The organism is Paenibacillus sp. S02 (assembly GCF_019454065.1).
GTDB lineage: Bacteria > Bacillota > Bacilli > Paenibacillales > Paenibacillaceae > Paenibacillus > Paenibacillus polymyxa_B.
On sequence record NZ_CP073682.1, the window covers coordinates 5,251,884 to 5,267,500 of the forward strand.

General features: G+C 46.1%; 9 protein-coding genes, 11 tRNA genes and 2 rRNA genes (1 of these 22 only partly in view). All 22 read right to left on the bottom strand.

What is annotated here, in order from left to right; translation table 11 throughout:
* Positions 1-245 precede the first annotated feature (245 nt).
* Positions 246-563, bottom strand: coding sequence for a hypothetical protein (locus KAI36_RS23330; RefSeq protein WP_220026156.1), 318 nt, complete (start codon positions 561-563; stop codon positions 246-248).
* A gap of 141 nt (positions 564-704) precedes the next feature.
* A complete protein-coding gene (locus tag KAI36_RS23335) occupies positions 705-884 on the bottom strand; it encodes a helix-turn-helix domain-containing protein (RefSeq protein WP_220026157.1) in 180 nt (59 codons plus the stop codon).
* A gap of 122 nt (positions 885-1,006) precedes the next feature.
* Positions 1,007-2,839 carry a glutamine--fructose-6-phosphate transaminase (isomerizing) gene (gene glmS / locus KAI36_RS23340; protein ID WP_071643165.1) on the bottom strand — a complete coding sequence of 611 codons (1,833 nt, stop codon included), beginning with the start codon at positions 2,837-2,839 and terminating at the stop codon, positions 1,007-1,009.
* A 633-nt stretch (positions 2,840-3,472) separates the two neighbouring features.
* Complete coding sequence (gene glmM / locus KAI36_RS23345) at positions 3,473-4,813, bottom strand: phosphoglucosamine mutase (protein WP_220026158.1); 1,341 nt, start codon at positions 4,811-4,813, stop codon at positions 3,473-3,475.
* A gap of 60 nt (positions 4,814-4,873) precedes the next feature.
* Positions 4,874-6,343 carry a CdaR family protein gene (locus KAI36_RS23350; protein ID WP_013312126.1) on the bottom strand — a complete coding sequence of 490 codons (1,470 nt, stop codon included), beginning with the start codon at positions 6,341-6,343 and terminating at the stop codon, positions 4,874-4,876.
* Positions 6,340-7,173 carry a diadenylate cyclase CdaA gene (gene cdaA, locus KAI36_RS23355; protein WP_013312127.1) on the bottom strand — a complete coding sequence of 278 codons (834 nt, stop codon included), beginning with the start codon at positions 7,171-7,173 and terminating at the stop codon, positions 6,340-6,342. The genes KAI36_RS23350 and cdaA overlap by 4 nt, the downstream gene beginning before the upstream one ends.
* A 221-nt stretch (positions 7,174-7,394) precedes the next feature.
* Complete coding sequence (locus KAI36_RS23360) at positions 7,395-8,018, bottom strand: anti-sigma factor (RefSeq protein ID WP_013312128.1); 624 nt, start codon at positions 8,016-8,018, stop codon at positions 7,395-7,397.
* A gap of 150 nt (positions 8,019-8,168) precedes the next feature.
* Complete coding sequence (sigW, locus tag KAI36_RS23365; RefSeq protein WP_016818747.1) at positions 8,169-8,735, bottom strand: RNA polymerase sigma factor SigW; 567 nt, start codon at positions 8,733-8,735, stop codon at positions 8,169-8,171.
* Between the two features lie 191 nt (positions 8,736-8,926).
* The gene (ppc, locus tag KAI36_RS23370; RefSeq protein ID WP_025720022.1) at positions 8,927-11,719 is read right to left on the bottom strand and encodes a phosphoenolpyruvate carboxylase; all 2,793 of its coding nucleotides are present in this window, start codon (positions 11,717-11,719) and stop codon (positions 8,927-8,929) included.
* Positions 11,720-12,456: 737 nt separating this feature from the next.
* Positions 12,457-12,527, bottom strand: a tRNA-Gly gene (locus KAI36_RS23375).
* 9 nt (positions 12,528-12,536) lie between these two features.
* A tRNA-Pro gene (locus KAI36_RS23380) sits at positions 12,537-12,610 on the bottom strand.
* Between the two features lie 19 nt (positions 12,611-12,629).
* Positions 12,630-12,706 (bottom strand) — tRNA-Arg (locus KAI36_RS23385).
* Positions 12,707-12,711: 5 nt separating this feature from the next.
* Positions 12,712-12,786: transfer RNA gene (locus KAI36_RS23390), tRNA-Gly, on the bottom strand.
* A gap of 10 nt (positions 12,787-12,796) precedes the next feature.
* A tRNA-Leu gene (locus KAI36_RS23395) sits at positions 12,797-12,877 on the bottom strand.
* Positions 12,878-12,888: 11 nt separating this feature from the next.
* Positions 12,889-12,964: transfer RNA gene (locus KAI36_RS23400), tRNA-Lys, on the bottom strand.
* Positions 12,965-12,968: 4 nt separating this feature from the next.
* Positions 12,969-13,043, bottom strand: a tRNA-Gln gene (locus KAI36_RS23405).
* Between the two features lie 55 nt (positions 13,044-13,098).
* A tRNA-Val gene (locus KAI36_RS23410) sits at positions 13,099-13,174 on the bottom strand.
* Positions 13,175-13,185: 11 nt separating this feature from the next.
* Positions 13,186-13,257, bottom strand: a tRNA-Glu gene (locus tag KAI36_RS23415).
* Between the two features lie 11 nt (positions 13,258-13,268).
* Positions 13,269-13,341 (bottom strand) — tRNA-Thr (locus tag KAI36_RS23420).
* A 3-nt stretch (positions 13,342-13,344) separates the two neighbouring features.
* Positions 13,345-13,420 (bottom strand) — tRNA-Asn (locus KAI36_RS23425).
* Between the two features lie 19 nt (positions 13,421-13,439).
* Positions 13,440-13,556 (bottom strand): 5S ribosomal RNA (gene rrf / locus KAI36_RS23430).
* A 150-nt stretch (positions 13,557-13,706) separates the two neighbouring features.
* Positions 13,707-15,617 (bottom strand): 23S ribosomal RNA (locus tag KAI36_RS23435) (it continues 1,017 nt past the right edge of the window).

Consider the following 15,617-nt stretch of genomic DNA (forward strand, 5'->3'; position numbering starts at 1 on the left):
CCTTCTGACGTCATGGAGCAACATATTCTGCGCCGTCATTTTCCACAATTGTCGGTTCCTGCAAGCCGGGTAACCAGTGGACTGGTCTCTCGCGCACAGCTTGGATAGGTATAAAAACCATCCAATTCTATTTTATATCATAATTGGAAAGTCGATCTAGGTAAAATTATATCAAAATTCCGAAGAATGTATAGTAAAATTTTAGTTAAATTTGGTCTGTCTAACATAAGGTGTTAACATCTTGCCTAGAAAGAGCGAATGGAAAAGAAACGCTGGGAATGGTTTGCCATCAATCGAGGAATTCGAAGCGTGTCGACATTCAGGCGGGGTGCTAGCGATTTGGGAGATCTTCCCTGTAAATATTCTCTACCGGTGCTCCGAATCCTTTCGCTTTGCGATAACTTAACATAAATACCTAACGAATTTCTGGAAGCCTGGCTGGAAACGTGACTGGATGTCAGCTGGATATTCTGCTGGAAAATCCGTTGGATACTCGGTTGGAACACCTGATGACTGCCCGGCTGGAAGCTGGCCGTAGCGTCCGCCCGGATGACAGCCGGCATAGTTTTTTCCAGCCGTCTTCACTGCCCCTCTGCTAAGTAAAGAGCAGATAAATTCTGCCCCTCCTCATCAAACCGTACATGAGCTTTTTCCTCATAATTAAAAATAGTGTTCTTTGATACAGGCGTATCTCCAAAGATTAACTACTCTTTATGGGAATTGAAGTTTGCTTTAATTACTATAAGTACATCAAGAGAGGGTTTGTATTTATCTTGCTCCAGCTCACTCAACGTTGCCTGAGAAATTTCAATTATATTTGCAAACTTTATTTGATTAAAATTGTTTTTTCTAATAGTTCGAATTCGTTGGCCTATGGTAGACATAATTGCCCTCCTAAGCAAAAAAAAGATCCCGATATATCATCGGGATCTTTTTTGATGTTTGTAAAATGACTGGTTCCACACTTTTTTATCACCAGACAATTTAATCAGCACTTTACTAAAGCTTATTCTACGGTAACACTTTTCGCCAGGTTACGTGGTTTGTCAACATCATGACCCAGTGCAAGAGAAGCGTAGTAAGCCAACAGTTGGAGAGATACAACCGAAATTGCAGCAGACAGGATTGGAAGTGTCTTTGGAATGGCAAATACCTGATCCACGGACTTCAGCAACTCAACTGCGTGCTCTTCGTACGTAATCGCAAGAACATCTGCACCACGAGCTTTAACTTCCTTAATGTTGCTCACGGTTTTCTCCAACACTGATTCCTGTGTTACCAAAGCGATAACCGGAATGCCGTCTTCAATCAATGCCAGTGTACCATGCTTCAATTCACCCGCAGCATAAGCCTCGGAATGAATGTAGGAAATTTCCTTGAGCTTCAGGGAGCCTTCCTGTACTACAGCATAGTCCTGACCGCGACCAATAAAGAACAGGTGCTTGTGGCTTGCAATTTGCTCAGCATAGGCTTTGATCGCATCTGCTTTACCCAGCATCTCTTCCACTTGCTCTGGCAGGGATTCCATAGCAGCCAGCACATGAGCTACTTGCTCATCCGTTTGTGTGCCACGCACTTGAGCGAGATACAAACCAAACAGATAGAACGCAATCAACTGCGAAGAATATGCTTTAGTGGAGGCTACGGCAATTTCCGGTCCTGCCAGTGTAACCAACACATCATCTGCATCACGGGCAATGGAGCTACCGACTACGTTTGTAATCGCCAGTACATGAGCGCCGTTTGCTTGTGCTTCACGCAGTGCTGCCAACGTGTCAGCAGTTTCACCGGATTGGCTCACCACGATCACCAATGTCTCTGGTGTTACGATAGGTGAACGATAACGATATTCGGAAGCCACATCATTTTCTACCGGTATACGGGCCAGACTTTCAATAACTGTACGACCAATCAAACCAGCATTGTAAGCTGTACCACACGCAACAATTTGAATGTTGCGGATATTTTTAATTTGTTCTTCTGTCAGCTTCAGCTCAGGAAGAACAACTTTTTTAGTATCTTTATCGATACGGCCCAACATTGTGTCACGATAAGCCTTAGGCTGCTCGTGAATTTCTTTCAGCATGAAATGCTCATAGCCGCCTTTTTCCGCTGTTACAGCATCCCATTCGACATGAATCATTTCCCGAGAAATAAATTGGCCTTCGATTGTCATTAATTCGACAGCATCACTGGTCAAAACAGCCATTTCGCCATCGTTCAAAATAAATACATTGCGTGTATATTTCAGAATAGCCGGAATGTCGGAACCGATAAAGTTCTCGCCTTCTCCCACACCAATAACCAGCGGGCTAGCTTGACGAACAGCAACCAGCTTATTAGGCTCATGCTCTGTCAGCACACCCAGTGCAAAAGCACCGCGCATAAAGGTAATTGCTTTTTGTACTGCTTTAACGATATCCCCTTTATATTCACGCGCAACCAGATGGGAAATAACTTCCGTGTCCGTTTCGGAAATAAAGGTATGACCTTCGCTGATCAGCTGCTCCTTCAGCTCCAGATAGTTCTCAATAATTCCGTTGTGAACTACAGAGAACTTTTGGCTCTCATCCAAATGTGGATGGGAATTTTCATCAGAAGGCTTACCGTGCGTTGCCCAACGTGTATGTCCGATACCTGCATGGCCTACCAATGGCGTACCATCCAGTTTAGCTTCCAGATTTGCCAGACGACCTTTAGCCTTAGCTACTTGCAATCCTGAATCTGTAAACACGGCAATACCGGCAGAGTCATAACCGCGATACTCCAGCTTCTTCAATCCGTCAATCAATACCTCTTGTGTATTCTGATTACCAATATATCCTACAATGCCACACATATTCGTTATCCTCCCGATCATCATTTCACAAGACGACTCATCACAGGACTAACGTGTGCGGTAGATTGTGGAATAAAGTTCATTCATCTATGAAGTTGTCAATGATAACTATAGAATTTACAGGCATCTCTTCACGAATGTAACGAAATTCCCAAACCGCGCACGCCAATGATGATGGCCGCACATTCATGAAATGAATCTTATAATTTAGGTTATAAAATAATAAAGGCATCTACCGGTGCGTTGTGTAAACAGTTGCCTGTTCATTTTCCGCTGCCGATTTACGGCTTGATGCTTCACCGGAAGGTCCCCGCCGAATGTTTCGAACACCTTCACCTCGTCAGCTTGTTTTGTCGTGAACCGATTTGCGAGCAACTTTATCTCAACTGAATCCGTTGCTTCTCCACCAAGTTCCTCCCGCACAAAATCAAGCTCTGGCGCTTGTATTACGTTACCTTACAACCCTCGCTTTCTCTATCTGAGTCACAACATCCCTATATTATATTCAGCTAAGTATCATTTGGCAATGACACTTTATTCATAATTACACCATGAAGGCCATAAATCGTTAGTAAATAACCGCAAACGCCGTTGCCTGCTTCTTTTTCACAGGCAACCGACGTTTACAAAATTTTAAACTAATTCTTTCTTCACGACATCTACGATCTGACCGACAAATTGCTCCAGTTCGTCCTTATCCGGGCCTTCGGCCATCACACGAATAAGTGATTCTGTGCCTGAAGCACGGACCAATACACGCCCATTATCGCCCAATTGTTGTTCCACCTGCTCAATTGCTTCTGCAATAGCAGGATTCCCCTCGTAATTGCGTTTGTCCTGCACACGCACATTTACGAGCACTTGCGGATACTGTTTCATGAGCGATTTTAGCTCACTCATTTTCTTGCCAGAAGCTTTCAAGGTATCTACCAGCTGAATCCCGGTCAGCATGCCATCGCCTGTCGTATTGTGATCCAGGAAAATAACATGACCAGACTGCTCACCGCCCAGATTAAATCCACCCCGACGCATTTCTTCCATCACATAACGGTCCCCGACCGCAGTTTTTGCAGTCTTGAGTGCCAGCCTTTCAGTAGCTTTATAAAAACCGATATTACTCATCACTGTCGATACAATGGTGCTATCCTTAAGTTTTCCCGCGCGGTTCATTGCATCTCCGCAAATGCAGAGAATATAGTCGCCGTCTACCTCTTCTCCGTTCTCATCAATCGCGATCAGACGGTCGGCATCGCCGTCAAAGGCCAAACCAATATCTGCTTTCAAGCGGCGTACTTCCTCTTTCAGCTTTTCAGGATGAGTCGAGCCGCAATGATCATTGATATTCAAACCGTTTGGCTCGGCACCGATGGTGTGTACCTCAGCTCCCAATTCTGCAAAAAGCTTCGGCGCCAGCTCATAAGCTGCTCCGTTTGCACAATCCAGTACAATTTTTAACCCTTCAAAAGAATGACTAATTGTTGTTTTCAAGAACTCCAGATAATCATAGCGGGAGTGCTCGTCTACAACAACCGTTCCCAATCCGCCACCAATCGGACGAGGCAGTTGGTCTTCTTTTGCATCCATCAGCTCTTCAATTTTTAATTCCGTTTCGTCTGTCAATTTAAAACCGTCGCCGCCAAAAAACTTAATGCCGTTGTCTTCAACTGGATTGTGTGATGCTGAGATCATTACACCAGCGTCAGCTTTCAATTGACGTGTGAGATATGCCACCCCAGGTGTCGAAACAATACCTAGACGAACCACATTAGCCCCAATGGACAGCAAACCGGCTACAAGAGCCGATTCCAGCATCAGTCCGGATATCCGTGTATCCATGCCAATAACAACTGTCGGTTTCTCTACATTACCTGCTAAAACATATCCGCCGCAGCGGCCAATACTATATGCCAGTTCGGCTGTAAGTTCCTGATTAGCAACGCCTCGTACACCATCTGTACCAAAATATTTCCCCATGTAAAATGACTCCCTTTTTTTGTCTAATAAATCATGATTATTTACTACAGATAAAACATGTTATGGCTGACTGTTCTCCGAGGTTCCATTCGCAGAAGAATCTGCGCCGTTATGAGGATTTGTTTTATCCTCCGCAGCTGCGTTGTCCCCGGTATTAGCGTCAGAGTTTCCACCTTGATTGCCTTGCCCCTCCTGTGGCCTCTCCTGCCCCTTATCACCACTACCAGAGGGGTTTGATTCATTCTCACTATTCGGATTCGTTACAGCAGGCGTAGAAGGGCTCTCAATGTTGACCGTTGCCTTTAGTTGGCTGGCATTCCCGGCTTGCGTAATATATTTAGGCAAGCCTACTTTCAGAGTAACCTCGTGTTGACCAGCCGCGAGGCCACTTACATCTGCCACCAAACTGATATCATCATTGGTTAAATTGTTTACCATATCCTGCGGGCCCCTCACAGTAACATCCATCGTCTTGCCTGCGGGCGCTGTAACAGTCGCAGTCGCTCCATCTCCTGCACCTTGTAAAACGATTGGGATGCCTGACAGCGTCCGTTCCGTATCTGTGACTTCATTGGAAGGAACGACGGTCACCTGAATTTGTATTGACCCTGGCTCGATTTTATCAGAACCTGAGGGGGCTGCCAAATTAGCTTGAACTGTACGGGTCCCCGCTTCCGTGAATTGACTTAAATCCAATGTAGCCGTGACGTAAGAGCTAAGACTGCTCAATACATCCTGCGATGCATATACCGCCGCTTCTTTCATGTTTGCATTGACTTTAGAAAGCGCCAATCCGTCTGGCAACTCTCCGGAATAGACAATCTTAACAGGCACAGATTTTGCCTGCTGAGTTACCGGAATTTCAACGGAAACAGTGGATGGCTCAATGACCGCTCCTGTAAGTTCCTGTCCCTTTTTGTTATAAGCCTTCAGTTTTACACGCTTCTGTTCAAACTTTTCTGAGATGCCATCTGTATTAACAGCCCCCTGAACAGCAGTGACAGTACTCAACTGGCTTTTGGGCAAGGTAACCTTCACGGTTTGAGGAGCAATCACAGGCTTACCAAGCTGTAGTCCCGCATCTGGATTTCCTTGAGGAACTATAGATACATTAAATGATTTCGTTTGTTTTTCCTCAATCGTCACTGTAACACGGTTAGGAGTCATAGATACCAATTCCACTCCATCCGGCAAGTCCGGTTCGAGGGACAATGTTTTAGTACCTGCCCCTAAGCCGTTTAAGTTTAGCTTTGCCTGATAATTATCCGCAAAAAAGGAAGTCAGCACAGAGCGCTGTCCCCTGACCTCCATCTTAACATGGTCAGTATCCATGGTTGACAATACATATTTTGATTCATCCAGACCACTGGCCTGAATGCCCACATTATCTATCACTTTATTATTATAAGAAACGGTCAGCGTAGATGAAGGTGTACCTGTATCTAGATGGACCATTCCCCACAGCAGGACAGCAACCGCAAGCGCCAATATCTTGGAAATCGTATTATTGTTAATCCATTTGTCCATCATGAATTTCCACGGCCTCCCCTCCGATTCCAGAATGAGCCGCGTTTTTCCTTCAAAGACGGTGTTGGCCGCAACTCCTCATACAGCTTGGAGATTAGGGATTCTTCCTTAATGTCGCGCACGACCTGTCCATTAATGGCCAAAGAAATTTGCCCTGTTTCCTCTGATACCACGACAGTTACGGCATCCGTTACCTCACTCACCCCAATCGCAGCACGGTGACGGGTTCCCAGCTCCTTGCTGATGAACGGATTTTCCGATAATGGCAAATAACAGGCCGCAGAAGCAATCTGTTTATTTTGAATAATCACCGCACCATCATGCAGAGGTGTATTAGGAATGAAGATGTTAATTAGCAGTTCAGAACTGACTACAGCCTGTGTCTTGATACCAGACTCTGTATATTCGTTTAGCCCTGTCTCACGCTCAAATACGACCAAAGCTCCTATTTTCCTACGTGATAAATAATTCAGCGCCTTAATCATTTCTCCAATTAACTTGTTAATTTCTTCATCATCCGCAGACGAACGCCCAAATAGTTTGCCACGTCCCAACTGTTCTAGTGCACGACGCAACTCAGGCTGAAAAATAATAAAGATAGCCACCACACCAAAGGTGAACATCTGGTTCATCAACCACTTGAGCGTATACAAATCAAACCAGGTGCTAACCGCCCAAATGACAACCAGAAACAGAATCCCTTTCAACAATTGTACTGCACGCGTTCCGCGAACAAGTAAAATAAGCTGATACATAATATAGGTTACGATCAAAATGTCGATAATATCTTTAATGGACTCTTTCCAAGTCAGGTCCGCAAAATAATCCAACATGCGCATGCCCCCGCAATTTTCTGTAGTGAGTGGGTGTAATATGTACACAGTATGCTCTCTCTATCTAGGTTATAACGATCAGGCTCACGTTGCAAGCTGTGTGACAAAAGAACCGCTAAAATCAGTAAAATACAGTACAATTCGCCAGCTTCATATACAAAAAAACGCCTTTTCCAGCGGAAAGAGGCGCTCGATATCGTCCTTGCCATTTCAAGCTTCTTTTATGGAGAAGAAGGTCCCCCGAATAAATCAGTAACCTTGTACCATATCCAATCCAAGGTTTGATCAATACTTTTAACCTGTCCTGCAATATGAGCGGTGGACGCTTGATAATAAGAACCATCAATTACAGTTACATTTCCTTCCACATCGCCGTATACACGGGCTTCACCATTTTGCACTGTTAGATCTCCGGCAATGGATTTCCCTTCAGGCACAATCACAGTATCACCCTGAATAACGACTTGATCCAGTTGGCTTCCTTTGACTACCAATTGATGGTCCGTGCTAGAAAAGCTGGCCATGCTTGAGCATATAACAATAAGGAAGAAGGCAGCGGCTGTTACAGCGGGATGCCTTTTCACCCACGTCAGCATAGGCACCGCAGTCTGTCTTTTATGCGGTGGCAAAGCATTCATAATGCGAAATGTCAGCTCATCCGATACACACGGCACTTGATGATAGCGTGTACCGTAAAGCATCGCATCCGTCCGCTCCAGCTCTTTAAAACGCATGCGGCATTCCGGGCAGTCTAACAAGTGCTGTTCCAACTCATGTTTGTCCTGCTCAGACAGGTCGCCATCTAGATAGTCATGCATAAAAGAGACGGCTTGTTTGCAATCCATATGAGCCAATCCTTTCTAATATTCTTCCGTGTTTCTCAACATAACATGCTCCGGCTTAGAAACTTTGCTCATCTTACATACGTTACAACGAGCATTATGTTTCATAAAAACATCTACGCAGACTCTTTTCCTAGAATCTATGCGCATGATCTATAGCTTGTGCTCCAGTTTTTTGCGCAGAAAATCCCGGCCCCTGTGTACTCTTGTCTTAATCGTGGTGACTGGGAGATTGAGCACATCGCTGATTTCCTGTAAGGAAAGCTCCTGCAAGTACCGTAAAACCATAATCGTCCTATATTTATCCGGAAGGCTGTCAATGGCGTCATGAATTAAAGCCTGCGTTTCGGACAGAAGCGTACTCCCCTCAGGGGTAAGCTCTTCACTGGCGAGCATGGCGTACCCATCGACACCTTCCTGATCATTCATTTCAGCATCAAGTGAGTATGTAGGTTTTCTCCTTCGCAGACGATCAATGCACAGATTTGTAGCAATTCGATAAATCCAGGTTGAGAACTTCTGTCCATGATCGTATTTTTCCAAATTACGATACACACGCAAAAAAGTTTCCTGCACCAGATCCTCCGCCTCATGGCGATTACCTAGCATCCGGTAGGAAAGATGAAAAATCCGATCTTTATATAACTCGACTAACTCCGCAAAAGCTCGCTGATCGCCTTTCTGTACCAGCCTCACCAAGCGGCTTTCCATATTATCCACTCTATACTCCCCCAGACTTGCTGATGGGTTACTTACTACATGTTTATGATTATTCATCGTAGTTTAATTTTATCCGGAAATCAACTGTAGTATTGTTACTAACTGCAAGCACACCTGCCATCAATATACAAACAGCACAATCGGGCACCCCATGAGTACCCGATTGCCTGTATTCGTACAACCACACTATATCAGCCCGTATTTCTTAAGCCTGCGGCAATTCCGTTAATCGTCAACAATACCTCACGCAGCATTTCAGTGTCATCACCGTTCTGATCCCGCAGCTCCCGTAGCTCACTTAGCAATTGAACCTGCAAGTAACTTAACGGATCGACATAAGGATTACGTAACCGGATAGATTCCTGAATAACCGGCACGTCGTCCAAAATCTCGGATTGTCCGGTTATTTTCAAAATCAACTCAGATGTCAGCTTGAACTCCGCTGAAATCTGCCCGAAAATGCGCTGCCGGGCCTCTTCGTTATCCGACATCCCAGCGTACTCTTCTGCAATCAGTAAATCCGCTTTAGCGATTGCCATTTGCAGTGTATCAATAAGTGACCGGAAGAAAGCAGAGTCCCTAAACATCGTTTGCAGCACTTTAAGGTTATCCTCATTGTTTTGATAGAAGCTTTGCAAACCTGTTCCAGCCGCATACCACGCAGGTAATAAGTAACGGCTTTGTGTCCATGCAAAAACCCATGGAATGGCGCGCAAGTCCTCAAAACGTTCGCTGTTCTTACGCTTGGACGGACGAGATCCAATATTCAGCTCGCCCACCTCAGGCAACGGTGTAGATTCTTTGAAGAAGTTAAAGAAATCTGGATCTCGGAAAATCAAATCCTGATACTTATCCAGTGATACTTGGGAAATGCGGGCGATAATCTCCTCCCAGCTCTCCTCAAACACTTCCTTCTTCCCGGAACGATGATATGCCACAGCCGTAATCAGCGCCGATGTTGCCTGCTCCAGGCTCCGGTACGCGATGCCTCTGAGCGAGTATCGCGATGATAGTACTTCGCCTTGCTCCGTAATCTTGATTCCGCCTCCAATCGTATGAGGAGGCTGAGCCAAAATACTGCGATTAAGTGGCATTCCACCACGACCCAGCGCACCTCCACGACCGTGGAAAAATTTCACTTTTACGCCAAATTCATTAACTACTTCCGTAATGCTATTCATAGCAACCCGAAGTTCCCAGTTCGCTGTAACCACACCGCCATCTTTATTACTGTCCGAGTATCCCAGCATAATCTCCTGAAGCTGGTCCATCGCAGCCACAGATTGTCGATATACAGACAGGTTCATCAATCTTCTCATAATATCAGGTGCAGCGTGCAGATCATCTATCGTTTCGAACAAAGGAACAGATTGCAGCGTACAGATAACAGTGCCATCCTTCTCGATGCGAAACAGGCCCACCTCTTTGGATAAGACCATAACCTCCAGTAAGTCACTGGCTCCCTGAGTCATACTGATCAAGTAGCTTGTAATGGACTGCTTGCCGAATTCCTCCTGAGCCAAATAAATCGTACGATATACGTCAAGACATTCCTGTGTGCTATCGCTATATTTTAAATACGGTGAAGTAATCGGACGAGGTTCATTCAGCAGCTTTTCCAGCAGATTTATTTTTTCTTCTTCTGACAGCTTACTGTAATCCGACACAATATTCATTTTAGAAAGAATTTCAGTCATCGCATTTTCATGTTCTTGACTATGCTGACGCACATCCAGCGTAGCTGTGTGGAATCCAAACAACTCTACCTGGCGAATCATCTTTTGAATATATGTGTTTGCTACATAATCGGCAAAATGATGACGCAGGCTGTTGTCAATAACATTTAGGTCTGCAATGAGCTCTTCCGCAGAATTATAACGCTCATTGGTGCCCTGTTTGCTTTCATCCAGGATGTTGTTCACTTTAGCAATCATAAATGCTAGTTTAATGCGATAAGGCTCTTTTTCGTTATGCCATACTTCCATCTTTTTAAGTGTAATGTGAGTACGGTCTTCTTCAATAGAAGCCAGCAGATCATCGGAAACTCGCACAATGCTGGTGCTGAAACTCAAGTAACCCATGAGTTCCTTTAACGTGTGCTGATATTCTCTCAAAGCCAACTTGCGCTGCATACGTAACGTTTCCCAAGTCACATGAGCTGTCACAGACGGATTACCGTCCCGGTCTCCACCGATCCAGGAACCAAATCTCAGATAAGTGGGTATGTGCCATTTTTGTTCGGGATAATATTTGTCCAAACATCGTTCCAATTCTTGGTATACATCTGGCAGTACATGAAACAAGGTCTCGTGAAAATAATACATTCCATTTCTTACTTCATCTAATACAGTTGGCTTGCGATCACGCAGCTCATCTGTCTGCCACAACGTAATTACTTCGTTTAGCAGATTCTCCCGTACCTGTTCCCGCTCACGCAAGGTAAGCATCGGATTATCCAGCAGCATGACGTCCTCGGAAATGCGCTTGTGGATATCCAGAATTACTCGTCGTGTCGCTTCTGTAGGATGTGCGGTCATGACCAGCTCCAAAGAGAGCTCTTTCAGCAAGTTGCTAACGTCCTCAGCGGAGAAGCCCCCTTGTTTAAGCTCCTGAACGGAACTTTCAATGGAACCGGGCTGAACATCTTCACCAGCGGAATGCTCATAATCCCGCTTACGACGAATACGATGGTTTTGCTCAGCGATATTCACCAACTGAAAATAAATCGCAAACGCGCGAATAACCTGGTGACGAATATCCGTATCCAGTCCGCTGACCATTTGTTTGAAATTCTCATACAACTCCGGCTGATACCCGGCACGTAACGATTTACTTGTCTCACGTATTTTCTCCACGATATCCAAAAGTTCGTTGCCACCCTGATGAACCAAAACCTCACCAAGAATATTCCCTAGAAAACGAACGTCCCGCCGTAGCAGGTTGTTGGATTGGTTTTTGTTAGCGGTTAACGTAAGCTCAGTCATGCTTTTCCCCCCATCTGATCTGTTCCACACCATATACAGTTGTAGCAAAGGTACGTATACACACGAAATTTGACACTTTCTTAACATCATACAATAAAAACGCATGAAAAGCTGCAAAATTTACAGTAAAAAATCATCTTTTTGAATTACTTCTTTCGAGAAAATATTGGATTGTTATGAATAAATATGAAATTAATAAATAGAAATTAATATATACACTAATGATGCGTGAAACATTATGCACAGTCTCTTATAAAGAGTCTGTTTTTAAAGGTACAAATTCATGCAACAGGTGTGTATATGTTTATTATTTGTTGACAAAGTCAACTCTATTAGCCTTCTATCCACAAAGATATACACAAATTAGCCATTTTCTCAGTGTTTCTAAGGTGTTTCCTCTTTAACACTTCGATTCTTACCCACATAAATAAAGGGAAATGTGCACAACCCAAGAACAACTGTCGAGTTATCACCATGAATTCGTACCATAATAGCTATAGGATTCCTATATTCAAAGGATTTGATCACGAAATTAGCCTTACTGCCGGAGAAAGGGGTACGTTAGAGGGGAAATTCGGGATCTAGGTGTCAAAAGTAACAAGAGCCTATGTACAATATGCACAAGTCATCCCCAACTGTGCATGACAGGAGACATAATTGCACTAGCTTATATACATAAAAGTAAATGTAATGTGGACAAAATAAAAAGAAGCCTTTCGGCTTCTAGGTAATCGGTAAGCGGGTGATGGGAATCGAACCCACGCTATCAGCTTGGAAGGCTGAAGTTCTACCATTGAACTACACCCGCAAAATAGTATCGGGATGACACGATTTGAACATGCGACCCCCTGGTCCCAAACCAGGTGCTCTACCAAGCTGAGCTACATCCCGATATAATTTTTTTAAAATATGGCGCGCCCTGAGAGATTCGAACTCCCGGCCTTTTGATTCGTAGTCAAACGCTCTATCCAGCTGAGCTAAGGGCGCAAATATGGAGCGGACGACGGGAATCGAACCCGCGACCCTCGCCTTGGCAAGGCGATGCTCTACCGCTGAGCCACGTCCGCAAAAACAATATGCGCGTGGAGGGACTTGAACCCCCACGTCAAAGACGCTAGATCCTAAGTCTAGTGCGTCTGCCAATTCCGCCACACGCGCATGTAATACAATGGTGAGCCATGAAGGACTCGAACCTTCGACACCCTGATTAAAAGTCAGGTGCTCTACCAACTGAGCTAATGGCTCTTAATGGCTGGGGATATAGGATTTGAACCTATGCATGACGGAGTCAAAGTCCGTTGCCTTACCGCTTGGCTAATCCCCAATATGCATATGATTCACAACTCCCCAAGATTTCATCCAGGTAAGAGGATGAAAAATGGTGGAGGCTGAGGGGCTCGAACCCCCGACCCTCTGCTTGTAAGGCAGATGCTCTCCCAGCTGAGCTAAGCCTCCATAATATCCTATGACCCGTAGGGGATTCGAACCCCTGTTACCTCCGTGAAAGGGAGGTGTCTTAACCCCTTGACCAACGGGCCATCCTATAACAAGCTCTCAACCGGGTTCGAACCGGTGACCTCATCCTTACCATGGATGCACTCTACCTGCTGAGCTATGAGAGCAAATGGCTCCCCGAACAGGACTCGAACCTGTGACAACTCGATTAACAGTCGAGTGCTCTACCAACTGAGCTATCAGGGAATATTAATCATAAAGCTCTGCTTGGCGACGTCCTACTCTCCCAGGACCCTGCGGTCCAAGTACCATCGGCGCTGGAGGGCTTAACGGTCGTGTTCGGGATGGGTACGTGTGGAACCCCTCCGCTATCGCCACCAAACATGAATTTACATCGTAAATTCTACCGTACGGTTATTCGGTTCATCACTTATCGTGTGAATGAATAGCCATGCGCTTGTTGTATGTCACTTGTACATACTTTCAAGGTTACACCCTGAAAACTGGATCCGAAACTCATTGCGTTTTATTTTAGGATAAGCCCTCGACCGATTAGTATTGGTCAGCTCCATGCATTACTGCACTTCCACCCCCAACCTATCTACCTCGTCGTCTTCAAGGGGTCTTACATACTGGGAAATCTCATCTTGAGGGGGGCTTCACGCTTAGATGCTTTCAGCGCTTATCCCTTCCGTACATAGCTACCCAGCGGTGCTCCTGGCGGAACAACTGGTACACCAGCGGTACGTCCATCCCGGTCCTCTCGTACTAAGGACAGCTCCTCTCAAATTTCCTACGCCCACGACAGATAGGGACCGAACTGTCTCACGACGTTCTGAACCCAGCTCGCGTACCGCTTTAATGGGCGAACAGCCCAACCCTTGGGACCTACTTCAGCCCCAGGATGCGATGAGCCGACATCGAGGTGCCAAACCTCCCCGTCGATGTGGACTCTTGGGGGAGATAAGCCTGTTATCCCCAGGGTAGCTTTTATCCGTTGAGCGATGGCCCTTCCATGCGGTACCACCGGATCACTAAGCCCGACTTTCGTCCCTGCTCGACTTGTAGGTCTCGCAGTCAAGCTCCCTTCTGCCTTTGCACTCTTCGAATGATTTCCAACCATTCTGAGGGAACCTTGGGGCGCCTCCGTTACTCTTTAGGAGGCGACCGCCCCAGTCAAACTGCCCACCTGACACTGTCCTCGTACCGGTTCACGGTACCAAGTTAGAACCTAGATACGATCAGGGTGGTATCCCAAGGATGCCTCCTCTCAAGCTGGCGCTCAAGATTCAACGGCTCCCACCTATCCTGTACAGATCGTACCCAAATTCAATATCAAGCTGCAGTAAAGCTCCATGGGGTCTTTCCGTCTTGTCGCGGGTAACCTGCATCTTCACAGGTATTAAAATTTCACCGGATCTCTCGTTGAGACAGCGCCCAAGTCGTTACGCCATTCGTGCGGGTCAGAATTTACCTGACAAGGAATTTCGCTACCTTAGGACCGTTATAGTTACGGCCGCCGTTTACTGGGGCTTCGGTTCATAGCTTCGCCCCGAAGGGCTTACCACTCCCCTTAACCTTCCAGCACCGGGCAGGCGTCAGCCCGTATACTTCGCCTTGCGGCTTCGCACAGACCTGTGTTTTTGCTAAACAGTCGCTTGGGCCTTTTCACTGCGGCCCCCTCGGGCTATTCACCCTACCGAGGCACCCCTTCTCCCGAAGTTACGGGGTCATTTTGCCGAGTTCCTTAACGAGAGTTCTTCCGCGCGCCTTAGAATTCTCTTCTCGCCTACCTGTGTCGGTTTGCGGTACGGGCACCTTCTCCTGGCTAGAGGCTTTTCTTGGCAGTCTGAGATCATGACCTTCGCTACTACAATTTTCGCTCCCCATCACAGCCCAGCCTTAACGATGTGCGGATTTGCCTACACACCAGCCTCACTGCTTAGACGGACATCCATCAGTCCGCGTCACTACCCTACTGCGTCACCCCATCGCTCATAACGGATTACGGTGGTACAGGAATTTCGACCTGTTGTCCTTCGACTACGCCTATCGGCCTCGCCTTAGGTCCCGACTTACCCTGAGCGGACGAACCTTCCTCAGGAACCCTTAGGCTTTCGGCGGATCTGATTCTCACAGATCTTTTCGTTACTCATACCGGCATTCTCACTTGAATGCAGTCCAGCGCTCCTTACGGTACACCTTCAACCCGCATTCAACGCTCCCCTACCCCTGATGCAAGCATCAAGCCATAGCTTCGGTGGTGTGTTTAGCCCCGTTACATTTTCGGCGCAGAGTCACTCGACCAGTGAGCTATTACGCACTCTTTCAATGGTGGCTGCTTCTAAGCCAACATCCTGGTTGTCTGTGCAACTCCACATCCTTTCCCACTTAACACACACTTGGGGACCTTAGCTGATGGTCTGGGCTGTTTCCCTTTCGA

Coding starts and splice junctions, on each gene's coding strand:
- KAI36_RS23330 (WP_220026156.1), bottom strand. CDS start 563: ATGCCGGCTGTCATCCGGGCGGACGCTACGGCCAGCTTCCAGCCGGGC.
- KAI36_RS23335 (WP_220026157.1), bottom strand. CDS start 884: ATGTCTACCATAGGCCAACGAATTCGAACTATTAGAAAAAACAATTTT.
- glmS (WP_071643165.1), bottom strand. CDS start 2,839: ATGTGTGGCATTGTAGGATATATTGGTAATCAGAATACACAAGAGGTA.
- glmM (WP_220026158.1), bottom strand. CDS start 4,813: ATGGGGAAATATTTTGGTACAGATGGTGTACGAGGCGTTGCTAATCAG.
- KAI36_RS23350 (WP_013312126.1), bottom strand. CDS start 6,343: ATGATGGACAAATGGATTAACAATAATACGATTTCCAAGATATTGGCG.
- cdaA (WP_013312127.1), bottom strand. CDS start 7,173: ATGTTGGATTATTTTGCGGACCTGACTTGGAAAGAGTCCATTAAAGAT.
- KAI36_RS23360 (WP_013312128.1), bottom strand. CDS start 8,018: ATGGATTGCAAACAAGCCGTCTCTTTTATGCATGACTATCTAGATGGC.
- ppc (WP_025720022.1), bottom strand. CDS start 11,719: ATGACTGAGCTTACGTTAACCGCTAACAAAAACCAATCCAACAACCTG.